The organism is Nibrella saemangeumensis, from assembly GCF_039541915.1.
GTDB lineage: Bacteria > Bacteroidota > Bacteroidia > Cytophagales > Spirosomataceae > Nibrella > Nibrella saemangeumensis.
The window spans coordinates 403,232-418,658 of the sequence record NZ_BAABHD010000029.1 but is presented as its reverse complement, the minus strand read 5'-3'; the positions used below and the strand labels follow the sequence as shown (position 1 = coordinate 418,658).

Annotated in this window: 14 protein-coding genes; 3 read left to right on the top strand and 11 right to left on the bottom strand. The window is 52.4% G+C overall.

What is annotated here, in order from left to right:
- Positions 1-31 precede the first annotated feature (31 nt).
- On the bottom strand, positions 32-1,003 hold the full coding sequence (locus ABD949_RS14880; RefSeq protein WP_345244637.1) for a c-type cytochrome: 972 nt from the start codon (positions 1,001-1,003) through the stop codon (positions 32-34).
- A gap of 196 nt (positions 1,004-1,199) precedes the next feature.
- On the opposite strand from ABD949_RS14880, the gene ABD949_RS14875 reads away from it, so the two are divergent.
- From ABD949_RS14875 to chrA, 3 genes are all read left to right on the top strand, one after another.
- Positions 1,200-1,901 carry a superoxide dismutase gene (locus tag ABD949_RS14875; RefSeq protein ID WP_345244636.1) on the top strand — a complete coding sequence of 234 codons (702 nt, stop codon included), beginning with the start codon at positions 1,200-1,202 and terminating at the stop codon, positions 1,899-1,901.
- Positions 1,902-1,982: 81 nt separating this feature from the next.
- A complete protein-coding gene (locus ABD949_RS14870; RefSeq protein ID WP_345244635.1) occupies positions 1,983-2,942 on the top strand; it encodes an isopenicillin N synthase family dioxygenase in 960 nt (319 codons plus the stop codon).
- A gap of 93 nt (positions 2,943-3,035) precedes the next feature.
- The gene (gene chrA / locus ABD949_RS14865) at positions 3,036-4,244 is read left to right on the top strand and encodes a chromate efflux transporter (protein ID WP_345244634.1); all 1,209 of its coding nucleotides are present in this window, start codon (positions 3,036-3,038) and stop codon (positions 4,242-4,244) included.
- Between the two features lie 46 nt (positions 4,245-4,290).
- On the opposite strand, the gene ABD949_RS14860 is transcribed toward chrA, so the two are convergent.
- The 10 genes from ABD949_RS14860 to ABD949_RS14815 all read right to left on the bottom strand — a co-directional run bounded on the left by ABD949_RS14860 (position 4,291) and on the right by ABD949_RS14815 (position 15,355).
- The gene (locus ABD949_RS14860; protein WP_345244633.1) at positions 4,291-5,697 is read right to left on the bottom strand and encodes a hypothetical protein; all 1,407 of its coding nucleotides are present in this window, start codon (positions 5,695-5,697) and stop codon (positions 4,291-4,293) included.
- A 5-nt stretch (positions 5,698-5,702) separates the two neighbouring features.
- Positions 5,703-6,788: a hypothetical protein gene (locus ABD949_RS14855; RefSeq protein ID WP_345244632.1), complete on the bottom strand. Its 1,086-nt coding sequence runs from the start codon at positions 6,786-6,788 to the stop codon at positions 5,703-5,705.
- 120 nt (positions 6,789-6,908) lie between these two features.
- The gene (gene eat / locus ABD949_RS14850; protein ID WP_345244631.1) at positions 6,909-8,237 is read right to left on the bottom strand and encodes an ethanolamine permease; all 1,329 of its coding nucleotides are present in this window, start codon (positions 8,235-8,237) and stop codon (positions 6,909-6,911) included.
- A 122-nt stretch (positions 8,238-8,359) separates the two neighbouring features.
- Positions 8,360-9,028 carry a hypothetical protein gene (locus ABD949_RS14845; protein ID WP_345244630.1) on the bottom strand — a complete coding sequence of 223 codons (669 nt, stop codon included), beginning with the start codon at positions 9,026-9,028 and terminating at the stop codon, positions 8,360-8,362.
- Between the two features lie 3 nt (positions 9,029-9,031).
- Positions 9,032-9,334, bottom strand: coding sequence for a hypothetical protein (locus ABD949_RS14840; protein ID WP_345244629.1), 303 nt, complete (start codon positions 9,332-9,334; stop codon positions 9,032-9,034).
- Positions 9,335-9,460: 126 nt separating this feature from the next.
- Complete coding sequence (locus tag ABD949_RS14835; protein WP_345244628.1) at positions 9,461-10,702, bottom strand: sulfite oxidase; 1,242 nt, start codon at positions 10,700-10,702, stop codon at positions 9,461-9,463.
- Between the two features lie 107 nt (positions 10,703-10,809).
- Entirely contained in the window at positions 10,810-11,022 is a 213-nt protein-coding gene (locus tag ABD949_RS14830) for a YgaP family membrane protein (RefSeq protein WP_345244627.1), read from the bottom strand.
- A gap of 155 nt (positions 11,023-11,177) precedes the next feature.
- Positions 11,178-12,461, bottom strand: a complete 1,284-nt coding sequence (locus ABD949_RS14825; protein WP_345244626.1) for an adenylosuccinate synthase — start codon at positions 12,459-12,461, stop codon at positions 11,178-11,180.
- 62 nt (positions 12,462-12,523) lie between these two features.
- The gene (locus ABD949_RS14820; RefSeq protein WP_345244625.1) at positions 12,524-13,042 is read right to left on the bottom strand and encodes a Fur family transcriptional regulator; all 519 of its coding nucleotides are present in this window, start codon (positions 13,040-13,042) and stop codon (positions 12,524-12,526) included.
- Positions 13,043-13,105: 63 nt separating this feature from the next.
- The gene (locus tag ABD949_RS14815) at positions 13,106-15,355 is read right to left on the bottom strand and encodes a RelA/SpoT family protein (RefSeq protein WP_345244624.1); all 2,250 of its coding nucleotides are present in this window, start codon (positions 15,353-15,355) and stop codon (positions 13,106-13,108) included.
- Between the last annotated feature and the right edge of the window lie 72 nt (positions 15,356-15,427).

Sequence of the window (15,427 nt, the reverse complement as noted above, 5' to 3'; positions counted from 1 at the left end):
CCAGCAGAGATGCTGGCCTTTTTTATGCACATTAGCGCTTCGCCGTAAATCGCTCCACTTTATGCCTCTTAGGCTTCACCGTCCGCAGGTAATCGTAAATAGCCCCTAAGTCCTGTTCTGACATACCTGCGTAGAGCGTCCACGGCATCATGGTGTTAAAGCCGTTCTGCGTGTCGGGTGCCTGGTACGTCTTCGGGTTGAAAGTCTTGAAGCGGTTGATAAAATCCTGTTTGCTCCAGCGGCCAATGCCGGTTTCATTGTCCGGCGTCAGGTTTGCCGACCGGAGCGTACCGCCTGCCATCTTCATGGATGTACCACCGGCAAAGGCGGCTTTTTTTACCATCATGCCCATGGTGCGTTGGGTATGACAATCGGCGCAGCCGGCAATGGTAACCAGATAGCGACCGTAGGCTTCTGAATTGTGGGTGTCGGGCATAGGCTGAAGACGCGCTTTGTGGGGCACCAGCTTACTGGCCATTTTACCCACAAAATTTGGCTTCGATTCGGGTACCTTGTTCTCCACCGGTTCCAGCGTTCGGAGGTAAGCTATAATGGCGTTCACATCCTGCTCGTCCATGTTGGCGTAGTTCAGGTACGGCATCATCGGGAACAGGGGCTTGCCGGATTTGGACGCACCGGTGGTAATAGCCATAAACAGCTCCATATCGGTCCAGTCGCGGAGGGCCGCGGGTGTCAGGTTTTTGCCGTAGAACGTACCCGGCAGGCCCATGTTTTTGCCGAACTTCTCCCCGCCGGCACCGTGCGTACCGGTGATGATGGGCCCGGCCAGTTTGGTATAATCGCGACGGGAGTGGCAGTCGGCGCAGGCCGCTACGTGATTGAACAGATAGCGTCCGCGGTCAATCTGCGCCAGTGATTTGTCGACAGAAACAGCCGTAATGCGGGTATTTAACGACGAGTAAGCGGCCGGTTTATAACAGGCCGCCAGACCACCAGCCAGCCAGCTAAAGACTGCCAGGCCTGGAAGGAGATGCTTCTTCATGGTGTGGACGAGGACGTTCAATAATCCACAAAAGTAACAAGGCAGCAGAGACGATTGGGCGGGCATTGAGTGAACGGTAGGGTTTTACACCGTATTTTCAAAACATACCTTTATTTTGCAGGGGAAAACAAAGCTTTAAACATTGCGTTGTTTTTAAGATAACCTCATTAGCTCACCTTCAAACCAACATATCCGCATGAATCGTAGTGAATTTCTTAAACTGGCTCTTGGCGCTTCTTTCGGCTTAACGGCCCTGGATTTATTTGCGGCTGGCCCTGCTCAGGCAGAAGGACCCTTTAAACTGGCTCCCTTACCGTATGATGCCGGTGCGCTGGAACCCCATATTGATAAGGCCACTATGGAAATTCACCACGGTAAGCACCACAAGGCCTACGTCGACAACCTGAATAAAGCAGTGGCCGGTAAAGACATGGCAAAAATGTCAATTGACGATCTGGTCAAAAGTGTCAGCAGCAGCACACCGGCGGCCGTTCGTAACAACGCGGGCGGGCACTGGAACCACACGTTTTTCTGGAACATTCTGTCGCCCAAAGGCGGGGGCGCACCTACGGGCGCACTGGCTGCGGCAATCAACCAGAAATATGGCTCATTCGACAAGTTTAAAGAGGAGTGGGCAACTGCCGCCACCGGCCGGTTCGGCTCCGGCTGGGTATGGCTCATCCGCAGCGGCAACGGCGTTGAGATTACCTCTACGCCTAACCAGGACAATCCGCTGATGAAAGTGGCCGAAAAACAGGGAACTCCTATTATGGGCCTCGATGTGTGGGAGCACGCTTATTACCTCAAGTACCAGAACCGCCGGGCCGAGTATGTTACGGCTGCCTGGAACGTGCTGGACTGGAACAAGATCGGCCAAAATTTCGCGAATGCGAAGTAGTCGGAGATCAGACAATGAGACGTTGGACCGTGACTACGGTCCAACGTCTTTTTTCGTATCTTTGGGGAAACACTTCAGAGTATGATTGACAATAAGTTGTATGACGAAATTCCGTCGCTTGATCTGGCGGATTTTACGTCGGGTGACCCGGAGCGCCGGGCTAGATTTGTGCAGGACCTGGGATCGGCCTTTAATAATATCGGCTTTGTGGCGATAAAGAATCACGGCCTTACCCAGGAAATGACGGAGAATTTGTACGGAGCAGTTAAAGAATTTTTCTCAGCTCCCGATGACGTAAAAAGGAAATACGAACGCCCGGACCTGCATGGGCAGCGGGGGTATATCGGCAAAGGCAAAGAAACGGCAAAGGGTTTTAAAGTAGCCGACCTGAAAGAATTCTACCATATTGGCCAGCCGGAGCCAATTGGTGAGATGCCGGCCAACGTGTTGCCGGAAGAGTACCCGGCCTTTACCGAGCTCACGCTGGAGACGTACCGTACCCTGGAGAATGCCGGTAAAACGCTGCTGCGGGCTATTGCGCTGTATCTGGAACTGCCGGAAGATTATTTTGAAGACAAGGTAAAAAACGGCGACAGCATCCTGCGGGCGCTGCACTATTTTCCGCTCAACCCGGACCTGGTACCGGAAGGGGCTGTACGGGCCGCTGCTCACGGGGACATTAACCTGATTACGCTGCTGATGGGGGCCAGTGCCGATGGTCTGGAAGTGCTCCGTCGCGACGGTAAGTGGATACCCATTACCGCGCTGCCGGATCAGGTGATCGTAAACGTCGGCGATATGCTCGACCGGTTGACCAACCATAAACTAAAATCGACGATCCACCAGGTGGTAAACCCACCCCGGGAAAAGATGAATACCTCCCGGTTTTCGATCCCGTTCTTTATGCACCCTCGGGGGGATATGGACCTGACGTCGCTGGAAAGCTGCATTGATACCAATCATCCGAAGCTATACGAAGACATGACCGCCGGCGAATTCCTGAACGAGCGGTTGATCGAATTAGGCTTGAAAAAGCAATAGGTAACGTTGAGGCAGCGGTGCGGAATACCAGTTCGCATCGCTGCTCATTTTTGGTCTCTGAACCCGTCTCTGCGCTTATGGTGTAGTCCTCCTATGCAGATCCACCCGTCTCCACAGCCCGTTGTCCCCGTCAGGCGTATCCGCTACTTCATCTTCCTGAAGGATATTTTTATTCTGGCGGTAACTACCTTCGGCGGAGCGCAGGTGCATCTGGCCATGATGCTCGACCGCCTGGTTGCCAGACGCCGATACCTGACGGAAGCGGAACTGCTCGAACTAAATGCCCTTTGTCAGGTTCTGCCTGGCCCCACCTCTACGCAAACCATCACGGCTATTGGATTTAAAATTGGCGGTCCCAACCTGGCTTACCTCAGTCTGATTGTCTGGGTAATGCCCAGTGTGTTGATTATGACAGCGGCTGCTATTGGCGTATTTTATCTGGAACGTCACCACTTATCGCTTCATTTTGCCCGGTTCATTCAGCCAATGGCGGTGGGGTTTCTGATCGTTGCCGGCTATCGTATAGGGAGGAAGGTTGTAACGAATCAGCTTGGCCTGATGCTGATGGTTGTAGCGGCATTGGCGGCTTTTGCGTTTCGCTCGCCCTATATGACGCCAATCGTGATTGCTTGTGGTGGCGTAATAACGGCCATGACCTATAAGAAACAGGAGAAAATGACCAAAACTCCGCTGCAGATTAAATGGGCCAACTTCTTTCTCTGGCTGGGTGTATTAATCTTGGCGGCTTTATTGGGGCATTTCACCCGGTCATTGCCGGTACGGTTGTTTGAGAACTTTTATCGAAACGGCAGTCTCGTTTTTGGCGGAGGGCAGGTGCTGACGCCGATGCTGTATAATGAATTTGTGGCCTTTAAGCATTACCTGTCCCGCGAGGAGTTCCTGACAGGATTCGGACTGGTTCAGGCTATTCCCGGACCGGTGTTTGCCTTTGCCTCGTATATTGGGGCGTTATCGATGCGGGATGCCGGTTTTCACGGGCAGCTTTGGGGGAGTCTGGTTTCCACCGCCGGCATTTTTCTGCCCGGTACATTTCTGATCTTCTTTGTCTACCGATTCTGGGGGCAGTTAAAGCAATACCGACCGATTCGGGCATCGCTGGAGGGTATCAATGCCGCCAGCACGGGACTCACGGCCGCTGCGGCTTTTGCCCTTTTTGAACCTATGGCTCCGCATTGGCCTTCCGTAGCCGTCGTACTGGCGACAATTCTGATTCTTGAGTTCACCCGCACCCCGGCGTACTGGCTGATTATGGGTGGGGTGGCGCTGGGGATTGTTATATAAATTTCATTAACCCCTAAATTCCCTAAAGGGGATTTAGGGGTAAGAATCACTCCTCCCGTTCTCCCTGCTCAAAATCATCCGCAATAAACTTTCTAATAGCTTGGTAAGGCCGAAGTCCCCGGTTACGCGAAGAATTCATAGTTACGGATCGTTCTGATGAATTGGCTTTCGCCCGGTTGGCTAAGTTTTGGGTAGTAAAATAGCCGTTACGGAACTGCTGATACTCTTCATCAGACATTGCGGTTCGGGCTGCTTCGCCTTTGGAAAAGCCATCGTTGTAGTTGGCAATGCGGCTGTCGGCGCGGGCCAGTTTGCTTTCTTCCAGCAATTGATTCAGTTCACCGGCAACGGTTTGCTTCTGTTTTTGCAAATCGTCCAGCGGGGGCAGCAGTTCCAGTTCATGCTCCAGCACGTTTTTGCGGGTAATCTGGGTCGCCAGTTCCTGCTCCGCCGGCGTTAGTTCCCGAACAACCCGCTTCAGGCGACGACGTAGTTTCCAGAGCCGGATATCGGCCTGTAACCACCGGAACCAGAACGCCTGTAGCACCGGCAGCGCAATACCCAGGCAAACGGCACCAGCTATCGCAAACAAAATACCGCTTAATACGAACGACAGCAACGCAAATGGGCTGCTTACCAGGGTCTGGTTCAACGCATCCGATTCCTGTAATTGCTTTTCAATCCTGTTAAGCAGCGCCGGGTCGTACTGCTGAACACCCGTAGTAGGGTCTACCGGAGCCCCGTTCAGCTGCATCTGCCGGATTGACTTATTGATGGCCGACTTCAGCTGATCGGTGCGGTAGGCTTCATACCGGAACCAGCCCAGAATGGCCAATGTGATAACGGAGAAGATGGCCAGCGCCACTTTAAATCGCTCATATTTGGTCTGGTTGCGCTCGGGCTCTTCCAGAAAGGGTTTTTCGATGAGCCGGTCATACGCTGGTTTAAGCAGGATAGACACCATGGCCAGACCCACCGCGAAAGCCCAGGCTTCCGTGTTATTGCGGATATTCAGGGCGTAGGCTACAATCTCGTGGGAGATGATCAGGTCACCGGCCAGGAACGAGATACCCGCCACAAAAAACAGCAGGCCTGCCAATAACGAATAATCGGGTGCCGCTTTTGACCGGCGCTCCCTGAGCGAGATTTGCTCCTCCTCAATGGTGTCGCGGTCTTTTTCCAGCCGATCTACCCGCTTCGACTGGACACTTAGCCTTAGTATATGCTCCTGTAACTGATTGTAGGCCGACTTCCGGTTGGCAGTCGTTTCGTTGACCTGCTGGTCCAGTCGTTGCAGTTCATTGCGTTTTTCCTCGATGCGGTCCGTCAGCCACTCATGATTCACCTGGCTCGACAGGTACCCCTCGTATGTATCACGGGTCACACCCTCAACACCGCTGGTATAGCCGTGCTGAAAATCGTAGTGATTAACCGGTTGATTTTGTTGTTCCATAATTTTTAACGCCCTCGTAAAATTGCCTGCCGCTGGCGTTCGGTTAATTGTGTTTTCAGGGTGCGGGCGAGATTGTATTCGCTTTCAAAGAGCTTGATCAGCATATCCCGCCTGGCGTTCATGCGGCTGAACTCGGCTTCGGCGCGGTTCAGATCAGGGATGATCTGCCACTTCTGCACCCGTAGTTCATCTATTTCTTTCCGGAGGGTGTCAATCTCGGCTTCCCACTGTGCCGACCGCGTTTTTTGTTCATTCTTCAATTGTTTGTTCCCGAAGTAGATACGGAGGTCGTTACGAAGTACCGTGAGGGTACCTAACAGCAGCTTGCCCGACAGTAAAAACAGGAAAAATACAAACACCAGCAGCGCCATGGCCTGCAGGAAAGGCTGCCGTTGTACCGCCTGGGCAAATACAAACAAGGCAGCGGCCAGCGGTAAACCAATCTCTTCCAGCAGCCGCCGGCGTGTTGCGGGCGAACCGTTTTCGTGGAAGAACGATGTCCGGCTAAAGAGATTGAACATACCGGCCAGAAAAATCCCGACCGAGATCAGCCGGCTCTGCTCAAAGGCCGGACGTAGCGTTTCCTCGATCAGGAAGTAATTGCCTACGCACATTGCCGTTGATAAAGTGAGGCCAATGATAGTGCGGGGTAAGTGGTGATCGCCGGGTGGGCGGTTGGCCAGTTCGTGTTGGCGGTGGTCAAGTTCGCCGATCCGGTTTTCCTTCTGTTCAATGAAGAGGTTCAGCTCACCAATTTTTTCATTATACCGCTCAATATCCCGCTCCAGATCGGCACACCGGTGGACAAAATACGTTCGGATGGCGGCAATCTTTTCCTCCGGTTTGGCATCCGATAAACCAAAAATGACACCCTCATCCCGAAGCAGGTCTTCATCTTCCATCCAGGCCGGAATATCCTGGTCGACCGGCGTTGGAATAGCCGGAAAAGAAGCCTGCGGAGGGGGCATACTGGCTGCGGGAGCCGGAGAAAGGCTGGCAGGCGCTGGTTCCGGCAGAAACGGGGTAAGCGTCAGATCAGCATTTGGTTCCTTTTTGCGGAAAGGGGCCAATAATTTATCAAACAATGCCATAAGCGGGCAGCGTTAAATCAGTCGGATTAAAAAGCTATTATAGTAAAACTCCCCAATATGTAGAATTATTGTTTGACTACCACGCTTTGCGAGCAGTAGGCCTGTTAGTATTGGCGGTAGTTAGGAGGCTGTGGGTACCTCCCGGTCCTGAACGCCTATTCGCAGGAACAGAACGAGCGATACCAGTAGTAAACCAATAAAGATGAGGCTTAGTTTAGGGTTGTAGTAGATAATGGCCACCAGGCACACAGCCGAAAGAAATAGCGCTACCAGCGGAGCCCAGGGATAAATGGGAGCCAGAAAAGGGCGGTTCAGCGCCGGCTCTTTCTTGCGTAGCATAAACAGGCTGAGCATACTGATGATGTACATGACCACCGCTCCCAGCGCCGACAGAATGATGATTTCGTCGGTGGTGCCGGTAAAGAGTGCCAGAAAACCAACGAGGCCGCCGGCAATCAGCGCCCAGTGGGGCGTCTGAAACCGCACACTGATATTGGCCAGGAATTCAGGCAGATACCCGCTCCGGGCCAGCGCATAAATCTGCCGGGAGTAGCCAATGGTATTGCAGTGGAAGGAGGCAATCAGCCCAAACAAGCCTAGGCTGGCGAAAATTTTGGCCCAGGGGCTTTGTTTACCCATAGTCATGGCCAGGGCCTCGGGCAGCGGGTAGTCAAGCTGGCTAAGCTGCCGCCAGTCGCCGATGCCACCTGAGAGCATCATGGTGCCCAGCGCCAGCAAAACCAGCGTGGCTATGCTCAGCAGATAAGCGCGGGGAATGGTTTTGCGGGTATCTTTCACTTCTTCCGCTACCATGGCAACGCCTTCAATGGCCAGGTAAAACCAAATGGCAAAGGGCAGGGCTGCAAAGATGCCGCCAATGGTGAAGGTATCGTTGTGCGCCAGAAAATTTTCGGTCTTGTAAAAGGGAAAAATCAACGCCATAAACACCAGCAGTTCCACTACCGAGAGAATGGTCACGACCACCGAAAAATTGGCCGACTCTTTGATACCGATGATGTTGATGCCTATAAAAATGACGTACGTAGCAATGGCTACCGGCAATATAGGAATGGCCGGATTAAGAAAATGGGTGTAAGCGCCGAGGGCTGCCGCAATGGCGGGCGGAGCCATCAAAAAATCAACCAGCGTGGCAAAGCCGGCCAGAAAACCACCAATAGGACCGAAAGCCCGGAACGCATAGGTAAAAGGGCCGCCCGCGTCGGGTATAGCCGCCGTCAGTTCGGTGTAGCTAAAAATGAAGGCGATGTAGAGGACTGTGACCAGCAGCGTGGCAATCAGAAACCCGACGGTGCCAGCCACGGCCCAGCCGTAATTCCAGCCAAAATATTCGCCGGAGATGACCAGCCCAACGGCGATGGCCCATAACTGGGTGGTGGTAATGACTTTTCGGAGACCGGGGCGCTGGGGACCGTCTGGAGGAGAGGACATAATTGAAAGAGTGAGTGATAGAATGATTGAATGATAGAATGATTGAGTACCAGGGACAAATAGTCTAGTCTGACTAATTGTTGCCCATTATTCAATCATTCTATCATTTTACCATTCAATTATTATTTAAAGAATATCCGCTGCAACGCTCCCCACAACCGTTTCTTCAGGTCTTTATCCTCTTCAATGACCGGCAGCGAATCGGCCATCATAAACGTAATGCCATCAAACCGAACGGGATGATAACGATCCATCATGATGTCAAGATTGATCTGGCTGAAGGGAACACCGAAAGTAAAGAAATGATGAATTACCTTCCCCCGCAGCAGCGGCTCAAATTCCATCGCCTGCGAGTTATGTATATTCACCAGATCAACTCCCTCAAGATTCAGACTAACGGCATTCAGAATTTTCTCTAGAAATAAGTGGTCAGCGGGGGTTAAGTCTTCGTCTACCAGAATCAGCACTTTTTGGTTGACGGGCGGTATTGCCGGCACGTTTCGTACCGATTTAGGGGCGACGGGTGGAGCGGGAGCGGTCACTTTTTCGACAATGGCAGCAGGTATTACCATGGGCTCCGGAATAATTACCGTTACCGGTTCGGCCATTGGCTCTGTCGTAGCCGTTGCTACCGGGAGGGCTTCCAGCTCTGCAGAGACTTCCTGGGGTACTTCTTCGACCACCGGCCGGGCGACCCGTTCCGGCGCTACCATCACTGGGATGGGGGCTTCATCCAGCCGGAATAACTGGTCGTTCTGGTAAAGGGCCTGATAGAATGCTTTGTGTGACATCGATTACAATTTATACCATTGAACGCCCGGCAGGGGCTTCCGGCGACCGTCAAACGCCTTTTGCTCGGGTCCGTAATACTTTGCCAGATAATCCAGCACCACCGGCTCCGAATCGCGCAGATCCCACAGGTTCTGGGTGCGCTGCATCCAGCGGATTTTCTCTTTCCAGCCGTCGCGGGTGAAGCGATTTTGCAGGATCAGCTTACTGGAATGGCAGGACGTACAATGGGCCTTTACTACATTCAACTGCTCTGCCACCACCAAGCCCGTATCCGGGTCTTTGGTCAAACTATCCGCAAGAATCATTGGCGATGGGCCAGACGGCAACGCTGCCTCGAATCCTGAAAATACCATCAGGCATCCCAGCAGCGCCAAAACTCCGCACGCGCTCCTTGTCCATTTATCATTCATCATTCTTAAGGCATCTTTCGGTTAAACCACTTTCACCGCAATCCGGTGGCAGGCATTATTAATATAGCCTTCGGGGTTCCACTGCGGCATCACCATCGGTTGGGAAATACCGGCATCATCTACCGCCCGCGCCCAGATTTCGTAATACCCTTTTTGCGGCAGCTTTACACTTGCCGACCAGTGTTGCCACGCCAGTCGGTTTTTGGCGAGCTTCAGGTCACAACGCTGCCAGGTGGCGCCGAAATCGTAGGATACATACATTTCTTTAACGCTACGGTCACCCGCCCAGGCATGGCCTCGCAGCGTTAGCGGTTTGCCCTGGTCCAGCATGGCCCCGGTTTTGGGAAACGTAATGAGCGACTTCACCGGCATGGACTCAATAATCCTGAACTGGTCTTCCGGCGGGTCTACCCCCGGCTCGACTGCGTTCATGGGTACCTTGTAACTTTTGCCGGTCATCTTAGCGCCATCATGGACTTTGTTTCGAACCGAGATCGTGTGCAGCCATTTACCCGATACCGACGCCGGCCAGCCGCCAATCACCAGCCGCAGCGGAAAGCCGTGCGCCAGCGGAATATCCTGCCCGTTCATGGCCCAGGCAACCAGGGTTTCGTCTTCCGTCGCCTTACGCATCGGAACACCCCGCGAAATAACGGCTTTGGTGGGGTCCTGACTCACGTGCAGGTCTTTGCCGTAATAGCCGATGTACACCGCATCGGCTTTTACCCCAACATCGGCCAGGATATCCTTTAACCGGACGCCGGTCCATTCGGCGCAGCTTACGGCTCCGTCGGTCCACTGATTACCGGCTGTTTGGGGCACATAACCGGCCCGGCCGTTGCCGGCGCACTCCAGCACCAGTTGGTAGGTGTACGTTTTAAAGCGCTTCTTCAGGTCGCTGAGTTTGTAGGTTTTGGGTGCCTTTACCGATTCGCCGTTGATGGTCAACGACCAGTTTGCCGTATCTATCTTCTCCGGCATCAAACCATTGTTGCGGATAAACATCTTGTCGGTGGGGGTAACGGCATCATCCAGCAAATGGGGGAGGGCCTCAACGTTCCAGGGTTTGTCGTTCAGTACGACCATGTCTTTGTGCTTGGTAGCCATGGGGTTAACGTCAAACACCAGCGGCAGATACTCTTTTGGCAAGCGATGGGCAAAGACCAGATCGGTGCCGAGCAGGCCGGCCATGGTAGCCAGGGCACTTTTACGTAAAAAGCCACGGCGGTCAAACAGGGAGCTATTAGAGTCAGGTGAGGTCATATTGTCTATACTCTTAGATCAAAAATAAGCATTACCGGTGATTTTCCAGCCAACAAAAAGCCCCGCTCACCGAAATAAGCAGGGCATTGTGCGGGGTAGTTTCGTTTTTAATTATCCCATTCCCGACGGCTTGAGAACTTGAAAGCGCCGTAGAGTGGACAGAACCCGGTCAGGCAGCTAATGGCCAAAACGATGGAGAGAAGAATAAAAAGGTAAAAAATTGGTCCTGAGATAATACCCAGCAGGCAGGGGATAAGCAGATCAACGACAATAAGCCCCCGTACCAACTGGTCGATGAAGCCAATGTTTTTCGGTAACATAATAAGATAGGTTAGGCTTAAGTAAGGTGGTGTCGCCGGTAAGTTACAAAAAAAACAGGGCTACTTTCAAGTATATCCGGCATAATCTTCCGGAAAAAGAAAAGCTGCCGGATTAAGGGCAGCTTTAGTAACTGTCTGGCAATAAATAGTATATGCTAGACCACCGCTTCCCGGTGAATAATGGCTTCCCGGTCTGGTCCGGTAGAGATAAAGCTGATGGGTAGCCCCAGTGATTCTTCCAGAAAATCGATATAGGTAGCGAGTTCGGCCGGTATTTCGTCGAACGAGTGAAAATCCGTCAGGGCCGTCTGCCATCCTTTAAATTCCTTATAAACTGGTGTTACATCGGAATCGCATAAATCGTAGGGCATCTGTTCGGTTAATGTACCATCGGCCAGGCGGTAATGGGTGCAGACCTTGATGGTTTCAAAAATATTGAGTACATCTACCTTCATCATAATCAGCTGAGTAACACCGTTGATCATGATCGCGTATTTAAGCGCGGGCAGGTCGAGCCAGCCGCACCGGCGCGGACGACCGGTAGTGGAGCCGAATTCCCGGCCTTCCTGACGCATCCGTTCTCCCTCTTCATCCAGCAACTCGGTTGGAAACGGACCGCTACCCACGCGGGTGCAGTACGCTTTATAAATGCCGTATACTTCACCGATCTGCCGGGGGGCTATACCGAGACCCGTACAGGCACCGGCGGTCATTGTGTTTGAACTGGTTACGAAGGGGTATGAGCCAAAATCAATGTCCAGCAGCGAACCCTGAGCCCCTTCCGCCAGCACTTTCTGACCAGCACTCAATGCGTTGTTAACGGCATATTCACTGTCGGTCATTTGAAACTGCTTCATGAAGTCGACCGCAGCAAAGAACTCAGCTTCGGCCTGCGGCAGTACCGACTGGTAGTCGAACTGGTGGTGGTCGAGAATGGTCTTGTGAGTCGCTACCAATTGATCGTACTTCTTACGGAAGTTGTCCGACAGAATGTCACCAACGCGCAGCCCCTGCCGGGCGACTTTATCCTGGTAAGTTGGGCCGATTCCCCGCAGGGTAGAGCCAATTTTGGAAGCACCCTTGGCCTGCTCATAAGCGGCATCGAGCAACCGGTGAGTCGGGATGATGATGGAGGCTTTTTTCGAGATCAGCAGGTTTTGCTGCAGGCTAAGGTTGAACTTGGCCAGTCCGTCAATTTCCCGCTTAAATACGATCGGGTCGAGTACCACGCCGTTGCCGATAATGTTCAGGATGTCGCTTCGGAAGATACCGGATGGTATCTGGTGCAGGACATGCTTAAAGCCATCGAACTCCAGCGTATGACCGGCGTTAGGACCGCCCTGGAACCGGGCGACTACCTGATACTGCGGAGCCAGTACGTCAACAATTTTACCCTTCCCTTCGTCGCCCCACTGGAGGCCAAGTAATACATCTACCATGAATTCAATACCGCTCTCGCGGCTGTTGTAAATACTATATACAGGTGTGTGAATTAATTAGGTTACGCTTCTCCTCGCTCCGACATGGCGGCCGGCATAGCGTGGTCTTCGCCATACCGCTGGCGATTTTCGCAGTTATCGCGAACGCAGTTTCCGTAAAAAATCAGGGAATGGTGCATGACGTTGAACTTCAGCATATCGCCTACCATACTCTGAATGTTCTGCACCCGTGGGTCGCAAAATTCCATCACCTGGTGGCAGTCCGTGCAGATGAGGTGGTCGTGCTGCTTATAGCCGTAGGATTTTTCGTACTGCGCCAGGTTACGGCCAAACTGATGTTTGGTCACCAGATCACAATCGACCAGTACATCCAGGGTATTATAAACCGTAGCGCGGCTGACCCGGTACTTCTTGTTCTTCATGGAGATGTACAGCTCATCTACGTCGAAGTGATCTTCACGGTTGTAAATCTCCTCCAGAATAGCAAAGCGCTCCGGTGTCTTCCGAAGCCCTTTGTTTTCCAGGTAGGCCGTAAATATCTTTTTAGCAGCTGCCAGATTTTCTTCTTTTGGCACAGGCATGGTCATTCTCGGTTAAAACACAAAAATAGTCAGCAAAGAGCAGAGGGCCAATTCTTCTTTCGTTTAATCAAACCGGACCACTTCAAAAACGCCGTTCACCCGCTCCAGTTTGCCCATCAGCGTCTCCAGGTGACCAGTGTCGTGTACGTACAGTTTGATAATACCTTCAAAAACTCCGTCTTTGGAATCTATGGTGATCGACCGCATATTGATGTGCAGCTCATTACTGATCACCCGCGTAACATCATTCACCAGCCCAACCCGGTCGGTACCCGTAATGCGGAGACCCGCCAGAAACGCCAGTTCTTTCTGCGATGTCCACTTGGCCTTAATGATCCGGTTGCCGTGATTAGACATCAATTCTACCGCGTTGGGGCAACTAACCCGGTGAATCTTAATACCCTCGTTGACGGTTACAAACCCGAATACATCGTCGCCAGAGATCGGATTACAGCATTTGGCGAGGGTATAGTCAATCTTGTCCATGTCCTCACCAATAAGCAGCATATCGGCATCGGCCCGCTCGCCGTGAATTTTCTTGAGTTCTTTCTCAAACGTCTTGCCATCCTGAATGGTATCTGTATTGAGTTTGTGCTGCCGGTTTTCTTTAGCGTCCTTATCTGCTTTAAATTTCTTTAACTCCTGGACATCAACATGCCCCTTGCCAACGCGGTAGAAGAAATCATTAACGGTCTTAGACCCAAAATAAGCCCGAAGCTGATTCAGTGTTTCATTGGACATATCCACCCGCAGCGTCTTCAGCTTTTTGGCAACCATATCGCGGCCGTCGGTGATGTAGCGCTTGTTCTCCTCTTTGATGAGGTCCTTGATCTTCGTCCTGGCTTTGGAGGTAACCACAAACCGGAGCCAGTCTTCGTTGGGCTTCTGCTTGTTGGAAGCAATGATCTCGACCTGGTCGCCATTGTGGAGCACGTGGCTGAGGGGTACCAGCGTGTTGTTCACCTTGGCGGCCATACAGCGGGCTCCGATCTGGGTGTGGATCTCAAATGCGAAGTCGAGGGCGGTGGCCCCCCGCTGCAATACCTTCAGGTCACCTTTAGGGGTAAAAACAAAAACTTCTTCGCTGTACAGGTTGCTGCGGAAATCATCCAGAAACTCAATGGCCCCTGTTTTATCGCCATGGCCGGCCGTTTCGAGCATTTCGCGCACCTGGCTGATCCAGGTCTCAATGCCCTGGCCGGTATGCGTTTCATTCCCTTTATATTTCCAGTGGGCGGCATAGCCCTTCTCGGCAATCTCGTTCATGCGGGCCGACCGGATCTGCACCTCTACCCACTGACCGGATTTACTCATGACCGTCGTATGCAGCGACTCGTATCCGTTGGCGCGGGGAGTGCTGATCCAGTCTTTCAGCCGGTCGGGATTGGGTTTATAATGATCCGTGACGACTGAATACGCCTGCCAGCACGCGGCTTTTTCGCTTTCCTGAGGAACATCCACGACGACCCGTACGGCAAACAGGTCATAGATTTCCTCAAATGGCTTCTTTTGTTTATTGAGCTTATTCCAGATTGAATAAATCGATTTGGGCCTGCCTTTAACCACAAACGACATTCCGGTTTCGGCCAGATCGCGTTCAATCGGTTCAATAAACTTAGCAATAAACTTATCGCGGGCCGCCTTGGTCTCCCGGAGCTTCCGGGCAATATCCTTGTAGGTTTCCGGCTCAACGTATTTCAGGTAAAGGTCTTCCAGCTCAGTTTTGATGGCGTAAAGGCCGAGCCGGTGCGCCAGCGGAGCATAGATATAAATTGTCTCCGACGCAATCTTCAGCTGCTTGTCGCGGGGCATGGAGTCGAGCGTCCGCATGTTGTGGAGCCGGTCGGCCAGTTTCACCAGAATCACGCGAACATCATCCGACAACGTCAGCAGCATTTTCCGAAAGTTTTCGGCCTGCTGCGAAGTGCCGTATTCGAAAATGCCGGAAATTTTGGTTAGGCCGTCGATGATCTTCGCGATCTTCGGTCCAAACATCCGTTCAATATCCGCGATAGTGGCATCGGTATCTTCAACGACATCGTGCAGCAGGGCCGCCACGATGGCGGTGGTGCCTAAACCAATCTCCTCAACAGCAATCTGAGCCACCGCCAACGGGTGGTAGATGTATGGCTCTCCTGACCGCCTACGCATGTTCTTGTGGGCGTCTAGGGAGGTATTAAACGCTTTTTTTATGAGTTTGGCGTCGTTGTCTTTCAGTAGAGGTTTGGCGGCCCGTAACAGGCGCCGGTAGCGTTTCAGTATTTCTCTGCGCTCCTGTTCAAGATCAATAACGGGTTCCGCAGCTGCATTCATGGGGTAGGTCATTCGGACAATACGTCTCAGTTGTACTCATTACTAATATAACAAATAAATCATAGCCCCAAT

Coding starts and splice junctions, on each gene's coding strand:
- eat (WP_345244631.1), bottom strand. CDS start 8,237: ATGTCCTCTCCTCCAGACGGTCCCCAGCGCCCCGGTCTCCGAAAAGTC.
- ABD949_RS14820 (WP_345244625.1), bottom strand. CDS start 13,042: ATGCCTGTGCCAAAAGAAGAAAATCTGGCAGCTGCTAAAAAGATATTT.
- ABD949_RS14860 (WP_345244633.1), bottom strand. CDS start 5,697: ATGGAACAACAAAATCAACCGGTTAATCACTACGATTTTCAGCACGGC.
- ABD949_RS14830 (WP_345244627.1), bottom strand. CDS start 11,022: ATGTTACCGAAAAACATTGGCTTCATCGACCAGTTGGTACGGGGGCTT.
- ABD949_RS14845 (WP_345244630.1), bottom strand. CDS start 9,028: ATGTCACACAAAGCATTCTATCAGGCCCTTTACCAGAACGACCAGTTA.
- ABD949_RS14840 (WP_345244629.1), bottom strand. CDS start 9,334: ATGATTCTTGCGGATAGTTTGACCAAAGACCCGGATACGGGCTTGGTG.
- ABD949_RS14815 (WP_345244624.1), bottom strand. CDS start 15,355: ATGAATGCAGCTGCGGAACCCGTTATTGATCTTGAACAGGAGCGCAGA.
- ABD949_RS14855 (WP_345244632.1), bottom strand. CDS start 6,788: ATGGCATTGTTTGATAAATTATTGGCCCCTTTCCGCAAAAAGGAACCA.
- ABD949_RS14875 (WP_345244636.1), top strand. CDS start 1,200: ATGAATCGTAGTGAATTTCTTAAACTGGCTCTTGGCGCTTCTTTCGGC.
- ABD949_RS14870 (WP_345244635.1), top strand. CDS start 1,983: ATGATTGACAATAAGTTGTATGACGAAATTCCGTCGCTTGATCTGGCG.
- chrA (WP_345244634.1), top strand. CDS start 3,036: ATGCAGATCCACCCGTCTCCACAGCCCGTTGTCCCCGTCAGGCGTATC.
- ABD949_RS14825 (WP_345244626.1), bottom strand. CDS start 12,461: ATGGTAGATGTATTACTTGGCCTCCAGTGGGGCGACGAAGGGAAGGGT.
- ABD949_RS14880 (WP_345244637.1), bottom strand. CDS start 1,003: ATGAAGAAGCATCTCCTTCCAGGCCTGGCAGTCTTTAGCTGGCTGGCT.
- ABD949_RS14835 (WP_345244628.1), bottom strand. CDS start 10,702: ATGACCTCACCTGACTCTAATAGCTCCCTGTTTGACCGCCGTGGCTTT.